The sequence below is a fragment of the Natrinema sp. LJW11 genome (genome assembly GCF_056135975.1).
Genome location: NZ_JBWBDM010000011.1, coordinates 23232 through 43519, shown reverse-complemented (window position 1 = coordinate 43519; position 20288 = coordinate 23232). Strand labels below are relative to the sequence as shown.

Genomic DNA, 20288 nt, shown 5'->3' with positions numbered 1-20288 from the left:
TTACTCGTCGTCTTCGTCACTCGCCGTGCCGAACGTGAACACGTCGTCGCTTTCGGTCGCCTCGTCATCGTCATCCGCGTTCTCGGTCGCGTCGTCGTCGGCCGTCGATTCGTCCGGTTCGGCGTCACCGTCGTCGGCCGTCGATCCCTGCTCGAGGTCGGTAGCCGAGTCGCCTGCCGGTTCGAATCCGGCGCTCGTGTCGACATCGTCATGTCCGGACTCCGTCGTCGTGTCGCGCTCGTCCGCGAGCGACGCACTGGCGTTACTATCCTCCGCGAGTGGATCCGCCGTCTCCGTCTCTTCCGCAAGTGGATCCGCCGTCTCCGTCTCTTCCGCAAGTGGATCCGCCGTCTCCGTCTCCTCCGCGAGCGGATCCGCCTCCGTCTCTTCCGAGAGCGGATCGGTCGAGCCGAGCGATCCATCGGTCGTGTCCGCCGAGCCGATCTCGGTCGCACCGTCGTCACGCTCTCCGATCCCGAGGATCTCTTCCGCACCGATCTCGCCGGCATCGCCGTCGCGTTGCCCGTCCGCGGCTGACTCATCGCCGCCCGCCCGCTCGGGCCCGCTACCCGCTGGCTCGACGGGGTCGTCGACCGAATCGCCCTCGAGTGCGTCCGCGGCCGACTGGTCTACACCGGTCGTCTCGGCGGGCGACTCGGTCGGCTCGGTCTCGAGCGTCTCGTCCGCACCATCGTCGAACGTGAGGGGGTCGTCCGAGTCGGGGTCGCTCGGATCGTCGGCCGCTTCGAACGTGATCCCCCGGTTCTCGTCGTCCGGTCCGTCGGTCGCCTCGGTGTCGACCGCGAACGTCGACTCGGTCGCCGCCAGCTCCGCGTCGGTCTCGATCATCGACTCGAGGTCCACGTCGTCGCGGTCGACCTCGGTGTCGAACCGGTCGAGCGCTTCGGAGAGCTGTGCGGCCTGCTGGGAGAGGTTCGAGGCGGACTGCGTGACCTCGGTCAGTGCCGTCGTCTGCTCTTCGGCTGCGGCGGCGACGTTTTCGGCTTCGGAGGTGGTCTCCTCCGAAATCGTCGCGGCGTCGTCGACCATCGCGACGACCTCCTGGGTCGAAGCGGCCTGCTCTTCGGTCGCCGCGGAGATCTCCTGGACCCCCACGTTGGTCTGCTGTGCGAGGTCGGCGATCTCCTCGAGCGCGTGAACGGCCTCTTCGACCTGCTCGCTTGCGTCCTCGATGTCGTCGCTCGTGCCTTCGACCTCGGCGGCGGAGCGCTCGGTGCGTTCTCGAATCGCCTCGAGTCGGTCTTCGGCCTCGTCGGCCGCCTCGGCGACGTCCTCGGAGAGCGCCTTGACCTCCTTCGCGACGACGGAGAACCCTTCGTCGTCGCTGCCGCCCGCGGATCGGGAGGCCTCGATGTTGGCGTTCAGCGCCAGCATGTTCGTCTGGCGGGCGATCTCCGAAATCGTGTTGATGAGTTCGTCGATCTGCTGGACTTCCTCCTCGAGTCGGCGGATCTCGGCGACCGCGCTGCCGGCTTCGCCCTCGATCTCGTCCATCGCGGTGATCGCCGCCTGTGCGGCTTCCTGTCCGTCTCGGCCGGTGTCGACGGTCCGTTCGGCGATATCGGCCACTTCGTTCGAGGAGGCGGCGATCTCTTCGGTCGTCGTCGAGAGCCCGCTCATCTCCTGGTTGACCGACTGTAACGACTCGTTCTGTCGATCCGCGCCGTCGGAAATCTCCTGAATCGAACCGGTAACCTGTTGGGACGCGGAGCGAACCTCCTCGCTCGAGGCGGTCACCTGCTCGGAGGCGGTCGCGACGTCGGTCGCGAACCGGTTGAGCTCGGCGATGGTCCGCTCGATCTCGTCGAGCATCTCGTTGAAGTCCTCGGCGATCTCGGCCATCGCCTCGTTCTCGCCGTCGGCTTCCATCCGGGCGGTCAGGTCGCCGGCGGCGGCCGCTTCCATCACGTCGCTGTATTCGGCGGCCTTCTCCTCGAGGTGCCCGTTGATCTGCTCGACGCGTTCGCGCTCGCGTTCGGCCTCCTGACGGGCGGCTTCGGCTTCCTCGATCTGTTCGCGCAAGGCGGCGCGCATCGAGTCGAAGCCGTCGTAGAGCCGGCCGATGTTGTCGATCCGCTTGGTCTCGAGGTCGACGTCGAGATTGCCCTGCTCCATCTGACCGGCCTTGTCGGTGAGGCGGTCGATCGAAACGGCGGTGTTCCGACCGAGGACGGCACCGACCATGCCGATCATGAGGACGCCGAGGATCGTCGCGTAGACACCGTACTGGTTAATCGAGGTCACGTATCCGAGCGCTTGGCTGGACGGTTCGTGGGTCACGACGACCCAGTCCGTCCCGAACACGCGGGCCGAACTGGTGACGTACTCGTTCTCGTCGAAGTCGTAGGCGGTGGTCTCGAGCGAGCCGAAGTCGAAGTCGGCGCCCGAAACCTGTCGCGTGGACGCGCCTTCCGTTCGCGCATCGCTCAGAACGGCGCTGTCGCCGCCGTACGCGAGCCCGAGCGTTTCGTGGTTTTCGCCGTACCCCTGATTGTCGAGCATGATCTCGTCGTCGCCGTCGACGACCATCGTCGTGACGCCCTCGTCCTGTTGCAACTGGTTCGCGTACGCCTCGATGTTGGCCGTGTAGACGACCGAGCGGTTCTCGCGTTCGGCGGAGTGTTGCACGTAGGTGATGACGGCGGTCGTCTGGTCGAACTCTCCGCCGGCGGTGTAGGTGTCAGAGACCCACGGGACGCTCTCCGTCGCGCTCTCGTAGGCCTCGGCGGGTACGTGTTCGAACTGACTCACCGACATGTCGCCGCTCCCGTCGGTACTCGCGTTCACCGAATCGCTGGTCGATGCGAGCACCGTGTCGTTGGCGGTGTCGACGTAGGAAATCTCGAACGTGTCGGTGTCGAGGTGTTCCTTCCAGTCGAGGAATCGGTTTTCGATCGCCGCCGGATCGTCGCTGGCGACGACGTCCGATCGGGTGATCGTTTCGACCGTGTGTTCGTTCTGTTCGTTCCACATCTGCAGGCTCTGTGCCTCCTGACTGGCGGATGCCGCGTGATCAGTCTGGACGCGGTCTTCCACCTGGTTCGTGATCCCTGCGGTCGCACCGTATCCGATCAGGCCGACCGACAGCCCGAGAATGAGCAACGCGATCCCGAACTTGACCGCGTACCTGCGTCGGATAGCTTTCGGCACCAGCCGTCGAGCGAAATCCATGGATAGGACAGGCGTGAGTTCGTCAGTACATAAATTGTGATCCACGGTTATCGGAGGTGATAATCGGTGCCAGACGGGCCAACGCTCCCCACACCACTTCCTTTCTGGAAAACCATCCCGAATGCTGCAAGATAGTATCAATATATCCAATATATTCCGCGCGGACCGTTGGTACGGGTATTTTACGCCGAAACAAACTCGCCGTGCGACAGAAATGATTGATTTTATTATAAATAAAAGATGATAGTCTTCGAAATTGTTAAGAAACAGAGGTCGAAACGACTGGTCAGAATGGACGACTTTATCCGCGACGGTGGGTCGGCGGGGCCACCCACTACGCGACGCGGCGGTCTCGACCGCCGACGGGTGCTCAAAACGACGGCTGCCGGCGCAACGACGCTATCGTTTGCAGGATGCCTCGGGACGGTGGGATCGATTACCGGTGGGAGCGGCGGTGAGAACCCAATCACGATCGGAACGCTGGCACCGAATCCGGAAGGCGATTACATCGGTCGAGGAATAGCCCGCGGCGCGCAGGTCGCAGTTGACGAAATCAACGAGGACGGGGGACTGCTCGGTCGCGACGTCGAACTGGCCGTCGGCGACACGAACTCGAGTCCGCTCGAGGCTCGTCGCCAGTACCAGCGGCTCATTCTCGAGGAAGAAGCCGACATCACTGTCGGCGTCTTCGATAGTCCGTCCCTCGAGACGATCATCGAGGATATCGCCGAACAGGAGACGATCCACCTGACGAGCGGGGCGTCGACCCCCGCGGTCAGTCGGAAGGTCAACGAAAACTACGACCGGTACAAGTACCACTTCCGCGTCGGCCCGACCAACTCGTACGACCTCGGCAAAGACCTGGTCAACTTTCTGGACGACAACGCCGCAAACATCGGCTGGGAGTCCATCGCCGTGCTGGTCGAAGATTACCCGTGGTCGCAGGGTCCCTGGGAGATCCTGCAGGACCAACTCGGCGACGTCGGCGTCGAGGTGACGATGAAGCGGCGCTATCCGCCGGCGTCCAACGACTTCACGTCGCTCTACGACGAGGCCGAAGCGGCTGGCGCGGACGCGGCGTTTATCGGGACCGCACACACGGGGACGGACGCCCTCCTCGACTGGGCGTATCCGAACCGTCCGGAGGTGCCGCCCGAGCCGCGACCGTTCGCGTTCGGCGGCATTCACGTGCCGATGCAGTTGCCAACCTACTACGAACAGACTGGCGGCCTGTGTCGCTACGGTGTCGCACAGGTCAGTGCGACCGCAAATAGCGACGCCGGTCCCCTGACACAGCGGTTCGTGAGTCGGTATCGGGATACGTACGACGCGACTCCCGTCTACACCGGGTACACGGCGTACGAGGCGGTCATGCTCTACAAGCACGTCATCGAACAGGCTGACACGTTGGATACCGAGACGCTGATCGGCGCGCTCGAAAACGCCAGCTTCGGCGGCGCGACGGGGACTATCGAATTCTACGACAAGGATCACGAGTACGCCCACGACCTCAAGCCAAGCGACGACGGTGCCATCTATATGCAGTGGCAGGAAAACGACGACGGCGAGGGGGTTCAGGAGGTTATCTGGCCCGAGAACCACCAGACCGCGGAGTACCAGACGCCTCACTGGCTCTAGCGGCCCGTCTCGCCTTTCGATCTCGTTTCTCGAGAGTTACAGCGACGGTGAGAGCGATCTCACTCGTCATCACTCGTTTGCGTTTGCCTCGTGGGCGTTGTCGGTCGTTACGAACGGACCGCTGCCGACCAGCAACGCGACCGCGAACAGGCCGCCGATAGCCGCGAACGCGGCGATCATCGCGAAAAACGCCGTCCGAGAGAACTCGCCGAGGACGAACCCGCCGAGTGCGATGCTCACCGACCCGAACCCGAACTCGCCGAGATAGGTGTAGCCGTAGGAGAGCCCGCGGGCGTCCGGCGGCGTGAAGACCGCGACGGCGTTCTGGTAGAACGGCTGAATGGCGAAGAGGAAAAAGCCCAGCAGCCCGCAGAGCGCGACGATCGGAGCGAGTCCGACCCCCGACGCCGTCACTGGCACGAACGCGAGCGCGAGGACCACGAGGACGCCGAAAATCGCCGCGAGTCCCCGCGCCGGTGCGACGCGGTTCGTCAGTTTCCCGCCGGCGTACTGCCCCGCCATCCCGACGACCAGCAGACCGACGTAGATGTAGTCGGCCGGCTGGATCCCCTCGAGGCCGGCCGGCAGCGTCAGGGACTCGATCGCCGGCAGGCCGTGGAGGATCTCGGGGAGATACGTGAGGGTGCCGCGGTAGTAGAGCCCCTCGAACGTGACGAGGACGAAGACGACGGCGAAGGCGCTGGCGAACAGCGTCCGCGAGTCGCTGAAGAGGGCCGCCGGCGACAGCGCCTCGTCGGGGCCGGCGTCGGCGTCGTCCGCGACGGCCGCGGTCGGATCGAACTCCGCGCCGAGGCCGTAGAGAACCGCGAGGACGCCCGGGACGGCGAGCACCGCCGCGACGACGGACCACTCGAGGAAGATCAGCAGGGTGGCGGCGACGAACGGGCCGAGCGCGATGCCCGCGTTGCCGGCGATCCCGTGCCAGGCGAAGACGGTGCCCCGATCCTCGACGCCGGTGCTGATGAGCGCGAGCCCGGCGGGGTGGTAGACGCTGGCGGCGATCCCCCACAGGATCAGGCCGGCCGCGATGGCGTAGATCGAACTCGCGACGGCGAGGACGAGAAAGGCGAGGCTCATCCCGCCGAGACACGCCAACACGATGGGACGAGTCCCGTAGCGATCCGCGAGGATTCCGCCCGGGAGCGCCCCCAGCCCGAACGGCGCGTAGCCGAGCGCGACGACGATGCCGAACAGGGCGACGCCCACGTCGAACTCGGCGAGCCAGACGACCAGAAAGATCGGGATCGAGGTTTCGAACCAGTGGACGAGGGCGTGGCCCGCCATCGTAAACGCCGCGATCGACCGGTCGTTCGCGCTCAGCGCCATCAATCGTTGCTCGAACCGGCGTGCTCCGCACACTTAGCGCCTTGGGAATCGGCGGCAATCAGCCGTCAGCGGAAGACCTAGACGAGGAACTCCCGTTCGAGATCCGCCGGCAGGATCACGTCGACTTCGCCGGCGGACTCGTGCTCGTGGATCGTTTCGATCGTCGCCTCGAAGGTTTCGAGGTGGTCGCCCTCGAGTCGGTGGAAGAACAGCGACGTAATCCCGGGCACGGACGCCGCGCGTTCGATCGCCGCTCGAGCCTGGTCGGCGCTCGGGTTCCCGATCCGCGGTGCCTGTGTGCGGTTCGTCAGGTATCCCTGCGCTGGGGGTCCACCAGCCCAGGCGAGATCGTGGTGGTCCGCGACGACCTCGAGCGTCGTCGCGTCGTAGGCCCCGAACGGGTAGGCGAAGTAGTCGGCCCCGTCGTCGAGGTCTCGCTCGCGCAACCACTGCTGTCCGCCGCGGATCTCGGCGGCCTGCTCGTCGCGGCTGAGCGACGGCAGCTCAGGGTGGCTGACGGTGTGGTTAGCGATGCACCAGCCAGCGTCGTGGAGTTCGCGGACCTGGCCCGTCGAGAGCCGTGGATCACCGCCGACGGTGCCGCCGTCGACGTAGCCGGTCGTAACGAACGAGACCGCGGGGTAGCCGTACTCCTCGAGGATCGGTAGCGCTTCCGTGTAGTCGGTGACGTGGGCGTCGTCGAACTGGATCATCACCTTCCCCCGTTCCGGTCGCGGGACGACGTGGAGATCGTCGAACCAGACGGTCCCCGACGTTCCCTCGCCCGTCCAGACGAGCAGGTGAACCGTCTCGACCGCGCTCGGATCGAACCCGTCCGAGAGCTCCTTGACGCCGAAGTTGTACCGCACGAGCGGCAGGCCGCCCTTGATCCCCCGCCGGAAGTCGGCCCAGTTGCCGTCGACGTCGACCAGCCGCAGCCAGGGGACGACGAGGTCGTCCGATGCGACGGCGACGCCGGGTGCGGCGGTCGACCAGTCGAACGGCGACGAGAACTCCCGGGTGAGCCTGGAACTGGACTCGCTCGCCGGAATATCGAAGCGAGCGCTCTGCGAGCCGACGACGGCGCGGTCGGAGGCCGGCGAGAGGGTTCCGCCGACGGCGTTCCAGGCGGCTAGCTCCTCGAAGTCGTCGACGGTTTCGGCCGGCGTCGGCTCGTCGGTCACGCCGTCGTCCGAACCGTCGGGGTGCGGATCGGTGTTCGGCGAACTGCTCGTCGGCTCGTCCGTCGAAGCACCCGTCTCCGTCTCGGCACAGCCCGCGAGCGGCAGCGTCGCGGCTGCTGCGAGATAGGTTCGTCGTCGCATTACCGACGAAAAACATCAGATCGAATTATTGTTATGAACGAGTTACTGTATCCGCGTCGTGAAGACGGGCGACCGTTCACGGCGGTAACTGGTCCGTACCGTGCGGATTCAGGCGGACCGGTGACGAGTCGGCGTGCGTAGTCCCCTCGTCTCAGTCGTCCTCGCTCTCGACGGCCTGCGAAACGTCCACGTCTTCGAGTTCCTCCTGTCCACCGACGACGAGCTCGCCGTCGTCCGTCTCGACGTAGACGTCGTCGGCGAAGCCGCCCTCGGCGTGGGGGTGCTCGGGGTCCTCGAGTCGCTCGGGCGTCGAGGGCGCTTCGGGAAGGCCCTCGGGCGGGGCGAACTGGCCGAGGGGGTCGTCGATCGTCACGTCCCACCGGTCGAAGAACTCGCGGTAGCGGTCGTAGTGGGCCTCGAGTTCGTCGCTGGGAAACTCCATCATCTCGGTCCAGCCGTGGTTGTAAAAGTCGAAGTTGGCCTGAATGTGCGTGATCTCGCGGGCCTCGGCCTCGGAGTAGCCCTCCTGGAGCGCCCGTAGGTAGGCGTCCATCGTCGCGTCGAAGAGCCCCTCGAGGTGCGCCCGTCGTTCCTCGGCGCGGTCGGGATCGGCTTTGCCGGTGAAGATCCTGGTGTGGAGTTTGACGAGCCCCGCGTTCGCGACCGAGCGGATCCCCGGCGTCTCGAGGGATTTCCGATAGGCGAAGTGTTTCGCGTTCTGGCGGAGTTTCATATCGTCCCGTTCGGACGGGACCGTAAAGAACAGTTCGAACGACGATGTTCGGGACGCCTCCGGGAAGAGTCGCCACTCGAGGTCGCCTCCGTTCCCCGATTCGGTCGCTCGGCGGGACGGACGTGTTCGTCAGAGATACCAGCAATCCTTGCTCTTCAAACTATGGTGTCCGAACAGGGGCCGAGGCGTTATTCTGGTAGTGAAATTCGTCACGGAGTTTACGACCGTTGGGTCCTGCCGGCCGGTCTGGCAAAATAGACGAGATAGCAACCCACTTTAACCCGCATTACGAACGTTCGGGATATGACTCAGTACGTCATCATCGGTGACGGGATCTCGGGTAGTTCGGCCGCCGAGACCCTCCGGGAGGAAGACCCGGATGCGAAGATTACCGTCATCACCGATGAGGGGGAGCCGCTGTATAATCGGATTCTCATCAAAGAACACGCGAAAGGCAAACTCCCCGAAGCCCCCATCTCGATCCACGACGAAGAGTGGTACGAGGACCGCGATATCGAACTCTCGCTGAACACGTACGTGACGAGCGTCGACACGGACGCGAACGTCGTTCATACGCACGACAGCGGGGAACTCTCCTATGATAAGCTGCTCGTCGCGACCGGCGGGACGCCGACCCAGTTGCCCGTCGAAAACAGCGATGCCGACGGCGTCCATCACTTCTGGACGTTTCAGGACGCCCGCGCCATCCGCGAGCACGCCGAACGGGCGGACACGGGCGTCATCGTCGGTGCCGGTCTGCTCGGTATCGACTTCGCGGCCGTCTGCGGGGCGCAGGGAATCGACGCCGACTTCCTGATGCGCGGCGACCGCTGGTGGCGGTACGCGCTCTCGGCCGACGGGGCCGAGATCATGCACGAGGGCATGCGCGGAGTCGGCGTCGACCCCGTCTTCGACAGCGGCGTCGATCGCTTCGAGACGGACGACGACGGCCGCGTCACCGCAGCCGTCGATCCCAACGGCGACCGCTACGAGTGCGACTTCGTCGGGGCCGCCATCGGGCTGACCTTCAACACCGAGTTCCTCCGCGGGGCCGGCCTCGAGGAGGACAACGGGATCGTCGTCGACGAGTACATGCAGACGTCCGTCGACGACATCTACGCGGCCGGCGACCTCACTCGCTTCCACGACGTCCTGCTGGGCGAGCGGGCCCAGAACGGTTCGTGGGGCTCGGCCAAGGAACAAGGGCGAGTCGCGGCGATCAACATGGCCGCCGACGAGGAGTCCGAGGAGTTCCAGTGGGTCTCTTCGTACTCCATCACGCACTTCGACTTCCCGTTCCTCTCCTTCGGTCACCCGACGCTGGGCGACGAACACGCCGAACGACGCTACAGCGACACCGAGTGGCGACGCGTCGCCTTCAAGGACGGCAAGATCGTCGGCGGGGTCCTCATCGGCGATCTCTCGCCCCAGAGCAAGTTCAAACAACTGATGCGCGAACAGCGCGTCGTCGCCGATCAGGCCGACGTGCTCATGGAACCGTCCGTCGACCTCGACGACCTCGCACCGGCACAGGAGCAGTAACCCCTCGTCCCGAGGCCTCGTTTTCGTCGCACTCCGTATTCGTCGCAATCGCCGCTTTCGTCGGTCTCGTCGAAGCTTCGTCGAGAGGGGGAAACGGTTAAGTCGTAGAATGGTATTTGGTACCAATAGACATGGCAGCCAGTACACTCCGGTCTCGTTCACTGACGCTCGAGCGCGTCGAGTCCGTCGAACGGAACGCGACCGTTCGACACGTCGACCAACTCAGTTCGGAGACGCTGGCCGCGTTTTACGGGGCCGTCACGGGCGATCGGGTCGTTCCGATCACAGCGACGGACCTCGAGCCGGGTGAGATTATCGTCTTCACGGACTACTACCGCGTCGAACGCGTTTGAACGGCCCAACCGTACGGGTCCGCCGAGTGTAGCGCCACACGTATCGAAGTCGTTTTCCCGCGTGCCGGCGTTCGATGACGCATGAACGGCGACAGCGACATGACCCTGGCCTTCGAACTCGAGGCGCTCAAAGAGGTCGCCTCGCCCGAGCGCGTGTTCGAAGACGCCAGAGGCTGGACCGAATACATCGGCGTCGTCTCGGAGAAGCCGACCTACGTCGTGACGAACTTCACGCGGAAGAACCGCATCCGGCAGGACTTCTTCTCCGGCCCCCGCGGGAAAGCGGAGAGTCTCGAGGGCGTCAAAGATCAGTTCGACACCGACCGCTACGTCTACGTCGGTGCCGACGAGGCGGACGAACGGTTGGCCGACGAGGTCGGCTGGGAGTACCTCGCCGTCGAGGACGCCGCCGAGGCGGCCGACTGGGTTCTGGCGACCCACGCCGAAGACGAGGAAGACGACGCGGAGCAGGTCCGCGACGACTGGCCCTGAAACGCAGCGCGATGCATCCGCGGCGAATCAATCGTCGAACGTGACCGTTTTCGCGGGGTCGAGAATCTCCCCCGTTGCTCGATACAGGGAAACCACGTCTCACTCCAGACTGGCCACCCGGCGTGCGGTGGCGCGCACTGTCGACCGGCCGAACGAGAGTGAGGCCGGTCGATACCACTGTGCGAGGGATGAGCGAGAGAACGAAGTGAACGAGCGAATCGGCTGGGGAGGGCGTGGCGATTCCGTGTTGCCACGATAGCAGGACACTTCTCTCACCGTCTATCCATCAGAACTCCCTGCTCCATTCACAGTTCTACCGAACACGGATTTCATCCGAATGCCGCCTGGGGAACAGATGTCGGGCGGAGCCTCCGAACGAATCGACCATCGAGGCTCGAGCAGTGGGAACGAGATACATCAGGCGACGTGCTGCCACCGACCAGCGTCTCCCACCCTCCGTATTCGAGCAATAACCCGAGTCGTCGCCCTTATGCCCGCCCCACACGAAGCGGCGGCAATGGCAGACGCCCCCGTTCCGGGTGCCGGCGGCGACGGGCTCGAGCTTCCCTGCGGGGAACTCGTCGACCCCCACGAGATCGACCTGGGAATGCGCGAGTACGCATGTCCCTGCGGCGATACCCACGCCGTCGTGACGGACGTCCATCCGCCCTCGCGCTTTTTCCCCGAATCGCTCGTGGCCGTGCTCGAGGAGACGATCGACACCGACGACGAGTTCGAGTCGTTCGGGACGCCCCACCTGCTGGGGATCGTCCTCGAGGAGTTTCCCGAGAGCGTGGCCGTCCACGACGCGAGCGACGACGGTGCGGTCGGCTACACGCTGTTGTGGATGACCGACTTCGACGCCCGGCGGCTCCACGAGGTCGTCGTCGAACTCGTCGTCGAACTCATGGAACACGCGGTCAGTCACGCCGAGGACGACGCCGCGATCACCGAGTTCGAGTCCCAGATGCTCGAGTTCGACGTGAGCGAGTTCGTCGATCAGTACCGGCGACAGCGGAACTTCGAGAGCGAACACGATAGACCGATCTGAGGGCGAGTGGCCGTCGCTTTACCGGACAGTCACCGATTTGAGTATCATACCGCTTCGGACTCGGGGCGGACGCACGCAGCTGATAGCCGCGCCAGGCCGTCATTCCGCGTTGCCCATCGATGCGGTCGGCACGCTCGAGTCGTCTCGGTCCCCGATACCGATCTCGAATCGGAGCCCGCCGTCTTCGCTCTCCTCGACCGCAATCGACCAGCCGTGTGCGTCGACGACCTCGGCGACGATCGCTAGGCCGAAGCCGGTCCCCTCCGCGGCGGTGCTGTACCCCGATTCGAGAATGTCGTCGCGCTCGTCCGGCGGGACGCCGGGACCGTCGTCGGCGATCGCGAACCCGCCGTCGATGGCCTCGATCGTGAGCGTTACGTCGGTGCCGGCGTGCTCGCGGGCGTTTCGGAAGACGTTCTCGAAGCAGACGAGCAGCCGATCCGCGTCGGCCTCTATCGTCGGTAACGGCTCGTCGCGGACGAGTTCGAGCGTCGGGTCGACGGTGCGGTGGGCCTGGTCGACGACCGTATCGAGAGCGACCGGTGCCGTGTCGGTCAATTGCTGCCCGCTACGGGCGAGCGCGAGGACGCTCTCGATGAGGTCGTTCATCCGATCGAGCGCCCACGCGGTCTCCTCGTGGTAGCGCTCGCCGTCGTCGTCGACGTGCGGTTCGAGGTTCTCGAGGTGGCCCGCGGCGAGGGTCAGCGGATTCCGCAGATCGTGGGAAACGGTGCTGGCGAAGGCGTCGAGGCGGTCGTTCTGGCGCTCGAGTTCGGCCGTCCGAGCGGCGAGTTCGTCCTCGCGGCGGGCGCGCTGGAGGGCGGCCTCGACGTTGGCGACGAGGATCTTCGCGAGCGCGAGGGCCTCCTCGTCGAAGTCGTTGCGCTCGGTCGAGCTGACGATGAACAGCCCCGAATCGCCGATCGGGATGTGCGCCTCGCTGCGGATCGGCGTCTCGGGATTTCTCACGTTCGGATCGTGGCGCACGTCGCCGTGGGCGATCGCCTCGCCGGCCTCGTAGGCGTCCCAGGCGAGTCCGCCGTCGCGTTCGATCGCGGGAACGTCGCCGAGCAACTCCGCGGTTCCGTCGGTGACGGCGACGGGGACGAGCGCGTCGTCGGCCTCGTCGTAGAGGTGGACGGCGTTGACCGGCAACTCGAGCGCGTCGCGGGCGACCTCGCTCGCGACGCGAGCGACCTCTTCGGCACCTTCCGCCGCCATCAGTCTGCGCGTTCCGTCGTGGAGCCGCCGAATCTGTCGTTCGCGTTCCTTCCGATCGGCGATATCCCTGATGGCGCCGACGCTGCCGGCCAGCTCTCCGTCTTCGACCAGCGGTGCGACGTTGTCCTCCGCCATGTACGGCTCGCCGTCGACGGGCTCGAATCGCATCTCGAAGGTTCCCGAGCGTCGCTCATCGTCTTCGAGAATCTCGAGCAGCGTCTCGGTCCCCTGCTCGACGTCGTCGGTGGACATATAGTCCGACGGATACGTTCCGATGAGGTTCGCGCGCGATTCGCTGAGTCTGTCGGCCATCGCGTCGTTGACCATCTCGATCTTCCCGTCCGCATCGAGGACGTACATCGAATCGCCGACCGTCTCGACGAGGGTTCGGTATCGGTCGAGTTCCCGTTCCCGTCGCTTCCGGTCGCTAACGTCGGTATAGATCGCGTACTCGTGGACCTCGTCGTCGATCTCGGTCGCAAAGCCCACGAGGCGGAACGCGCCCCGACCGTCCGCCGTCAGTCGCTCCACGTGGGCCGTGACGACCGACTCGAGACCCACCGCGTCGGCGATGGCCACTGGATCGCCGTCGTCCGGAACGAGCACGTCGTCGATCGCGCCGCCGGTGACGTCCGATTTCGCGTAGCCGAAGGTCTCCTCGAACGCCGGATTGACGTCGACGATCCGTTTCGCCCCGTCGTCACGCAACACGATGATCGGATCGGGACTGTGCTCGAACACCGCGGCGAATCGGTCGCGTTCGGTTCGGGAGGGGCGCCGTTCTCGCGCCGATCCGGGTCGGCCATCGGTTCCAGGTTCGTCGCCGTCAGGAGCCGCGTCGACGACCGTCTCGAGTTGAGCGAGCAGCCGCTCGATCGAATCCTCGCGATCTTTCGGGACGTACCCCGACAGGCCCGCCGTGATGGCGTCGCTGGCGAGCGTCTCGTCGCCGTCAGCGGTGTAGAGGACGAACGGCACGTCCGCGAGACCGTCGGCGCGGAGGCGCTCGTACAGCGAGAGCGCGTCCGTCCCCTCGAGTCGGGACTCGGTGATGACGCACGCACACCCGTCGGCGAGTGCGTCTCGGAGGCCAGTCACCGTCGCGACGGATTCGACCGCGAGGTCGGCGGTCGCATCGAGTTCCCGGGCGAGCCGCCGCCGGGCCTCTGGGTCCGGATCCGCGTAGACAACGGGAGGGCAGCGCTGAAAACCGCTGGTGCCGAACGCAGCCATCTAGTCGACTCGAAGGAGGGAACGAGGTGTCATAAGCGGTACGGCCCGGCTGCGGTTATCACCGCTCGAAACAGCGACCGCGATCGAGACAGAATCGAGGGAGTGGTTCACACCCATCCCGAAGATATCGGCCGCGCGTGCGGGAAACCGGCGATCCCGGAAAATCCCGCACTCGGGTTCGAATTTCGAAAAGCCGTTTCGAGATTCGTACTGTATCGTGGGGCTTATTACGATGTACGAACTCCACTCCGACAAGACAAATGAGTACGGACACCGCCGCAGACGACGAGACGGGGGACGGGCGCACGATCCTGTTGATCGGGAGCGGCCCGATCCAGATCGGACAGGCCGCCGAGTTCGACTACTCCGGCGCACAGGCCTGCCGAGCACTTCGGGAGGAAGGTGCCCGCGTCGTCCTCGTCAACTCGAACCCCGCGACGATCATGACGGATCCGGAGATGGCCGACGAGGTCTACATCGAGCCGATCACGACCGACGCTATCGCCGAGATCATCCGTAAGGAGCGACCCGACGGCGTCATCGCCGGCCTGGGCGGCCAGACCGGCCTGAACGTCACCGCCGAACTCGCCGAGGAGGGCGTCCTCGAGGAGTACGACGTTGAGATCATGGGCACGCCCCTGGACACGATCTACGCGACGGAGGACCGCGACCTCTTCCGCCAGCGCATGGAGAAGATCGGCCAGCCGGTTCCCGCCTCGACCACGATTTCGCTCGAGGAGGACGAGCAGGTCTCGGAGCTGACCGAGGAAGACCTGAAAGAGCGCGTACAGGACGCAGTCGACGAGGTCGGCGGACTCCCGGTCATCGCCCGCACGACCTACACGCTCGGCGGGTCCGGCTCCGGCGTCGTCGGCGAGATGGACGAACTGCTGCGTCGCGTCCGCAAGGGCCTTCGCCTCTCGCGCAACAGCGAGGTCCTCATCACCGAGTCCATCGCCGGCTGGGTCGAGTACGAGTACGAAGTGATGCGCGACGCCGACGACTCCTGTATCATCATCTGCAACATGGAGAACATCGACCCCATGGGGATCCACACGGGCGAGTCGACGGTCGTCACGCCCTCCCAGATCGTCCCCGACGAGGGTCACCAGGAGATGCGCACCGCCGCGCTCGACGTCATCCGCGAACTCGGTATCCAGGGCGGCTGTAACATCCAGTTCGCCTGGCGCGACGACGGCACTCCCGGCGGCGAGTACAGAGTGGTGGAGGTCAACCCGCGCGTCTCGCGCTCCTCCGCGCTCGCCTCCAAGGCGACCGGGTATCCGATCGCCCGCGTGACCGCGAAGGTCGCACTCGGCAAGCGCCTCCACGAGATCACGAACGAGATCACCGGCGAGACCACCGCCGCCTTCGAGCCCGCGATCGACTACGTGGTTACCAAAGTTCCGCGGTGGCCCAAAGACAAGTTCGACGACGTCGACTTCGAGCTGACGACGGCCATGAAGTCGACCGGCGAGGCGATGGCCATCGGCCGCACCTTCGAGGAGAGCCTGTTGAAGGCGCTGCGCTCTTCCGAGTACGAACCCGATGCCGACTGGGCCGAGGTCAGCGACGAGGAACTCGAGGAGCGATACCTCACCCGTCCCTCCCCCGACAGGCCGTACGCGATGTTCGAGGCGTTCGAACGCGGCTACACCGTCGAGGAAGTCCAGGAACTCACCGGTATCTTCGAGTGGTACACCGAGCGCCTGAAGCGCATCGCCGACTCCACGCTCGCCGCCCAAGAGGGCGACTTCACCGAGGCCGCGATCGCCGGCCACACCAACGCGACGATCGCCTCGGCCGCCGGCGCGGACGTCGACACCGTCGAAACCGAAGTGCCGGGCCGCACCTACAAACAGGTCGATACCTGCGCCGGCGAGTTCGAGGCCGAGACGCCGTACTACTACTCCGCGCGCAAGTCCGAGTTCGAGTCCGGTCCGCTGCTCGGCGACGCCGCGGCGGGCGAGCTCGAGGTCGACCGCGACATCGAGAGCGTGATCGTCGTCGGCGGCGGCCCGATCCGCATCGGACAGGGCGTCGAGTTCGACTACTGTTCGGTTCACGCGGTCCGCGCCCTGCGCGAACTCGGCATCGACGCCTACGTCGTCAACAACAACCCCGAGACGGTCTCGACCGACTACGACACCTCCGACGGCCTGTTCTTCGAGCCCATTACGGCCGAAGAGGTCGCCGACGTCGCCGAAGCGACCGGTGCCGACGGCGTGATGGTCCAGTTCGGCGGCCAGACCTCCGTCAACATCGGCGAACCGCTCGAGGACGAACTGAAGCGCCGCGGCCTCGACTGCGAGGTCATGGGGACGAGCGTCGAAGCGATGGACCTCGCGGAGGACCGCGACCGCTTCAACGCGCTGATGGACGAACTGGGCATCGCCCAGCCCGAGGGTGGCACCGCCTTCTCGAAGGCGGAGGCACTCGAGCTCGCCCACGGCATCGGCTACCCCGTCCTCGTTCGTCCGTCCTACGTGCTGGGCGGTCGCGCGATGGACGTCGTCTACGACGACGACGAACTCGAGACCTACATCGAGGAGGCCGTCCGCGTCAGCCCCGAGAAGCCGATCCTGGTCGACGACTTCCTCGAGGACGCGATCGAACTCGACGTGGACGCGGTCTCGGACGGCCGCAACGTCGTCATCGGCGGCATCATGGAACACGTCGAAACGGCGGGCGTCCACTCGGGCGACTCCGCCTGCATGATCCCGCCGCGCTCGCTCGACGAGGAGACGCTCGAGCGCGTCCGCGAGGTCACCGAGGACATCGCCGCGGCGCTCAAGACCAAGGGCCTGCTGAACGTTCAGCTGGCCGTTCGTGACGGAGAGGTCTACGTCCTCGAGGCGAACCCCCGCTCCTCGCGAACCGTCCCGTTCGTCTCGAAGGCGACCGGCGTCCCGATCGCCAAACTCGCCGCGAAGGTCATGGCCGGCGAGACCCTCGAGAGCCTCGAGACCGACGAGCAGATCCCCGAACACACCTCGGTCAAGGAGGTCGTCCTGCCCTTCGACCGCCTGCCGGGCTCGGACCCGCGTCTCGGGCCGGAGATGAAATCCACCGGCGAGGTCATGGGCACGGCCAGTGGCTTCGGGACGGCCTACTGGAAGGCCCAGCAGGCGGCCGGCAACGCCGTCAGCGAGGGGACCGCCGTGGTCGACCTCGACGTCGACGGCTTCGAGAACCACTTCGAGGTGGCCGAGTTCGACGACGTGCCACAGGCCATCCGCGAGAGCGAGGTCGACTTCGTCGTCAGCCGCGACCGCGACTCCCTCGAGATGGCCGTCGAGGAGGAGATCCCCTACCTCTCGACGGTCGCCAGCGCCGAGGCCTACGTCGAAGCGCTCGATGAGTTCGACGGGGAACTCGAGGTCGAATCGGTCTCCGACCGTCCGAAGCGCGCGGCCGACTGGGGCGACGCGGAGTAAGTCGGCCCGAGACGCCCACTCGTCGGTCGTTTCTACCGACATTTCGATCAGCGGACGGCCGTCGTCCGTTCGCTCGAGGCGGCGACCCGGTAACGCCGGTGTCACGTAGTGATTCCGCCGTCCGCAAAGAAGGATATAGCGCTCTCTCGAAAATAACACGAAACGATGACTGAACGCTCTCTCCTCCCGGATACGGCTCGGATCGGTCGTACCGCGTTGCTCGTGACCGATCTCGACGGGATGATCGACTTCTATCGAGACGTCGTCGGCCTCTCGCTTCTCACGCGGCGTGAAACGACGGCGACGCTCGGCGTCGGCGAAACGCCGTTGCTCGTCTTGCGTCGAGACGAGAGCGCATCGCCCAGGGGTCGCGATCAGGCGGGACTCTTTCACAACGCGTTCAAGGTCCCGACGCGGACCGCCTTCGGTGCCGCACTCGAGCGGATCCGCGAGCGGTGGCACCTCGACGGCGCGTCCGATCACTACGTGAGCGAAGCGCTGTACTGCACCGATCCCGAGGACAACGGCGTCGAAATCTATACCGACCGGCCGCGAGCGGAGTGGCCGCGTGCGAGCGACGGGACGATACGGATCGGAACGGCCCCGCTCGATCTCGACGACGTTGCCGCCCGGTCGGACGGAAGCGCGGCCGCTCCCGCCGGAACGACCGTCGGACACGTCCACCTGGAAGTGTCCTCGATCGACGCGACGCGGGAGTTCTACGTCGAGACGCTGGGGTTAACCGTGCAGACGGAGGCGCAATCGGCGCTGTTCCTCGCGGCCGGTGAGTACCACCACCACCTCGGGACGAACGCGTGGAACGGCCGGTCGCAGCCGGTGGGCGGTCGCGGACTCGAGTGGTTCGAGTTCGTCGTCCCGGACGAGGAGACGCTCGCGACCGTTCGCCGCCGCCTCGACGACGCCGACGTCGCGGTCGCCGACCGGACCGACGGCCTCGAACTCACGGATCCGGACGGAATTTCGATCCGAATCCGGGCGGCGTAGCGTCCGACGAGCGGATCGATCCAGCGGGTCGCGTCCGAGACGGTGCGCTCACTCGAGGGCGTACCACTCGAAGCGCTCGACCGCGTAGTGATAAGCGACGACCGGCGCGATCAGTCCCGCGATCAGGACGATCCAAGAACCGACGGTGATGGCGCGGGCGGAGATCGAAACGTCGGGGAGCGGCGTCCACGCGGAAACCGACGAGACGACGCCGGCGATCAGGTCGGGGGCCTCGAGGTACAACACGACGGCGGCGACCGTCGGGAGCGCGATCGAGAGCGTGTAGACGACGAACGCCGTCTTGCTCGGCATCACCGCCTCGCGTTTGTTGGTGAGCTTGACGCTGCCAAAGCGGGGGAACGCCGAGCCGATCCCGGCGGCCAGCGCCGGCGTGACGAGCGCGCCGACGACGGTGCCGGCGACTAACGCCGCGGTGTGCTCGAGCGAGAGCGGGCTGACGAGTCCGAAGGCGAGCGACACGAGGAGGGCGAGCGGAACGGCGACGAGCGCACCGGCGAGCATGCGGCCGCGGATCGCCTGCCGGCCGGTGAGCGTCGACGTGACGACGGCGGGCAGGGCCGGTCCGAGGTCGCCGAGCGGGTTGAGCGTGAACAGGACGCCGGCCGCCCAGACCACGTACAGACAGAACGTGACGGCCATGAACGAGGGGACCGTGCCGCTCTCGACGATCTGCTGGATGAAGCCGAGCGCGCCGAGCAGCGGGTAGCCGGCGTACGCCAATCGGATCGGCGCTCGCTTCGTCCGACGAACCGCCGTCACCGCTACCGTCCGGACCGGTCGCGAGACGGTTCCCGGGAGGAGGTCGGCGAGTCGGTCGGACGACGTCTCTTCGTCGACCTCCTCGTCGTCGGTGCGAGCCGGATCCGCGAACCAGTGGCGCTGTGCGGAGGGGACGCCGGCGACGAAGGCGACGCCGACGAGGAGGGCGGATCCGGCGACCGCACCGACGATGCCGATCGTCGACGGGTCGATGCCGGGGACCCCGACCAGCAGCAGGTGACCGGGCCACCCGAGCGGGCTGGTCTGCAACGTCGTGAACAGCGACCACATGACCGCGTTCAGTCCGCCGGTCGCGATCGCGCCGAAGTAGACGAGCCAGAACGCGGCGAACAGCAGCGTTCGATACCGGGCGACCGGCTCGTAGACCGTGATCAGGTGACGGACCCAGATGCCGACGACGAATCCGACGGGGATGGCGGTGAGCAAGAGGAGGGCGACGAGCAACGGCGCGACGAGTACCGGCAGCACCGTCCCCGCGCCGTACGCGAACGCGGCGGCGAAAAGCGCCGTGAAGGGTATCAGAACGCCCGCGTAGAGCGCGGTTTCGGCGGCGACGATACCGACGACGGCGTTCCGAACCGCCGTCGATAACAGGAGAAAGGCCGGTTTGTCCACGTCGGCGACGGTCGTCACGGTCCGCATGATCGACATCACCACCAGGAACACCCACAGTACCGCGACGCCGCCCGTCACATACTCGGTCACCGTGACGGCGGTGTCCGCGGTGAGGGACGCGGCGGCGGCCTGCTCGCCCAGTTCCGGCAACAGGAGCAGTCCGACGGCCGTGACCGGGCCGAGCGCGACCAGGGCGACCACCGCTATCATGAGCAGTTTCGTCCGACTACCGACGACCGCTCGGATGGTCCGTCGGAGCTCGGTTCCGGCGACGATAACGGACGCGTGAGCCATCAGGGTCCA

At 66.0% G+C, this 20288-nt stretch carries 13 protein-coding genes; 7 read left to right on the top strand and 6 right to left on the bottom strand.

Annotated features, from left to right (window positions below; translation table 11 throughout):
- Complete coding sequence (locus AC0QDI_RS22555) at positions 1-3192, bottom strand: methyl-accepting chemotaxis protein (RefSeq protein ID WP_474672054.1); 3192 nt, start codon at positions 3190-3192, stop codon at positions 1-3.
- A 291-nt stretch (positions 3193-3483) separates the two neighbouring features.
- Between AC0QDI_RS22555 and AC0QDI_RS22550 the strand changes: the two genes are divergently transcribed.
- Entirely contained in the window at positions 3484-4830 is a 1347-nt protein-coding gene (locus tag AC0QDI_RS22550; RefSeq protein ID WP_474672052.1) for an ABC transporter substrate-binding protein, read from the top strand.
- 69 nt (positions 4831-4899) lie between these two features.
- Here the strand turns inward: AC0QDI_RS22550 and AC0QDI_RS22545 are convergent, their stop codons facing one another.
- The 3 genes from AC0QDI_RS22545 to AC0QDI_RS22535 all read right to left on the bottom strand — a co-directional run bounded on the left by AC0QDI_RS22545 (position 4900) and on the right by AC0QDI_RS22535 (position 8235).
- Complete coding sequence (locus tag AC0QDI_RS22545; protein WP_474672050.1) at positions 4900-6177, bottom strand: MFS transporter; 1278 nt, start codon at positions 6175-6177, stop codon at positions 4900-4902.
- A 77-nt stretch (positions 6178-6254) separates the two neighbouring features.
- A complete protein-coding gene (locus AC0QDI_RS22540) occupies positions 6255-7502 on the bottom strand; it encodes a polysaccharide deacetylase family protein (RefSeq protein ID WP_474672048.1) in 1248 nt (415 codons plus the stop codon).
- 151 nt (positions 7503-7653) lie between these two features.
- A complete protein-coding gene (locus tag AC0QDI_RS22535) occupies positions 7654-8235 on the bottom strand; it encodes a DUF6149 family protein (protein WP_474672046.1) in 582 nt (193 codons plus the stop codon).
- A 303-nt stretch (positions 8236-8538) separates the two neighbouring features.
- Between AC0QDI_RS22535 and AC0QDI_RS22530 the strand changes: the two genes are divergently transcribed.
- The 4 genes from AC0QDI_RS22530 to AC0QDI_RS22515 all read left to right on the top strand — a co-directional run bounded on the left by AC0QDI_RS22530 (position 8539) and on the right by AC0QDI_RS22515 (position 11673).
- On the top strand, positions 8539-9777 hold the full coding sequence (locus tag AC0QDI_RS22530) for an NAD(P)/FAD-dependent oxidoreductase (RefSeq protein WP_474672044.1): 1239 nt from the start codon (positions 8539-8541) through the stop codon (positions 9775-9777).
- Between the two features lie 125 nt (positions 9778-9902).
- Entirely contained in the window at positions 9903-10130 is a 228-nt protein-coding gene (locus AC0QDI_RS22525) for a DUF7979 domain-containing protein (RefSeq protein WP_474672233.1), read from the top strand.
- Between the two features lie 81 nt (positions 10131-10211).
- A complete protein-coding gene (locus tag AC0QDI_RS22520) occupies positions 10212-10622 on the top strand; it encodes a DUF7124 domain-containing protein (RefSeq protein WP_474672042.1) in 411 nt (136 codons plus the stop codon).
- Between the two features lie 517 nt (positions 10623-11139).
- The gene (locus AC0QDI_RS22515) at positions 11140-11673 is read left to right on the top strand and encodes a DUF5815 family protein (RefSeq protein ID WP_474672040.1); all 534 of its coding nucleotides are present in this window, start codon (positions 11140-11142) and stop codon (positions 11671-11673) included.
- Positions 11674-11772: 99 nt separating this feature from the next.
- Here AC0QDI_RS22515 and AC0QDI_RS22510 read toward each other — a convergent pair whose 3' ends face one another.
- Positions 11773-14127 carry a PAS domain S-box protein gene (locus AC0QDI_RS22510; RefSeq protein WP_474672038.1) on the bottom strand — a complete coding sequence of 785 codons (2355 nt, stop codon included), beginning with the start codon at positions 14125-14127 and terminating at the stop codon, positions 11773-11775.
- A gap of 260 nt (positions 14128-14387) precedes the next feature.
- Between AC0QDI_RS22510 and carB the strand changes: the two genes are divergently transcribed.
- Complete coding sequence (gene carB / locus AC0QDI_RS22505) at positions 14388-17564, top strand: carbamoyl-phosphate synthase large subunit (RefSeq protein WP_474672036.1); 3177 nt, start codon at positions 14388-14390, stop codon at positions 17562-17564.
- A 165-nt stretch (positions 17565-17729) separates the two neighbouring features.
- On the top strand, positions 17730-18569 hold the full coding sequence (locus AC0QDI_RS22500) for a VOC family protein (protein ID WP_474672034.1): 840 nt from the start codon (positions 17730-17732) through the stop codon (positions 18567-18569).
- 48 nt (positions 18570-18617) lie between these two features.
- Here the strand turns inward: AC0QDI_RS22500 and AC0QDI_RS22495 are convergent, their stop codons facing one another.
- On the bottom strand, positions 18618-20279 hold the full coding sequence (locus AC0QDI_RS22495; RefSeq protein WP_474672032.1) for a hypothetical protein: 1662 nt from the start codon (positions 20277-20279) through the stop codon (positions 18618-18620).
- Positions 20280-20288 lie beyond the last annotated feature (9 nt).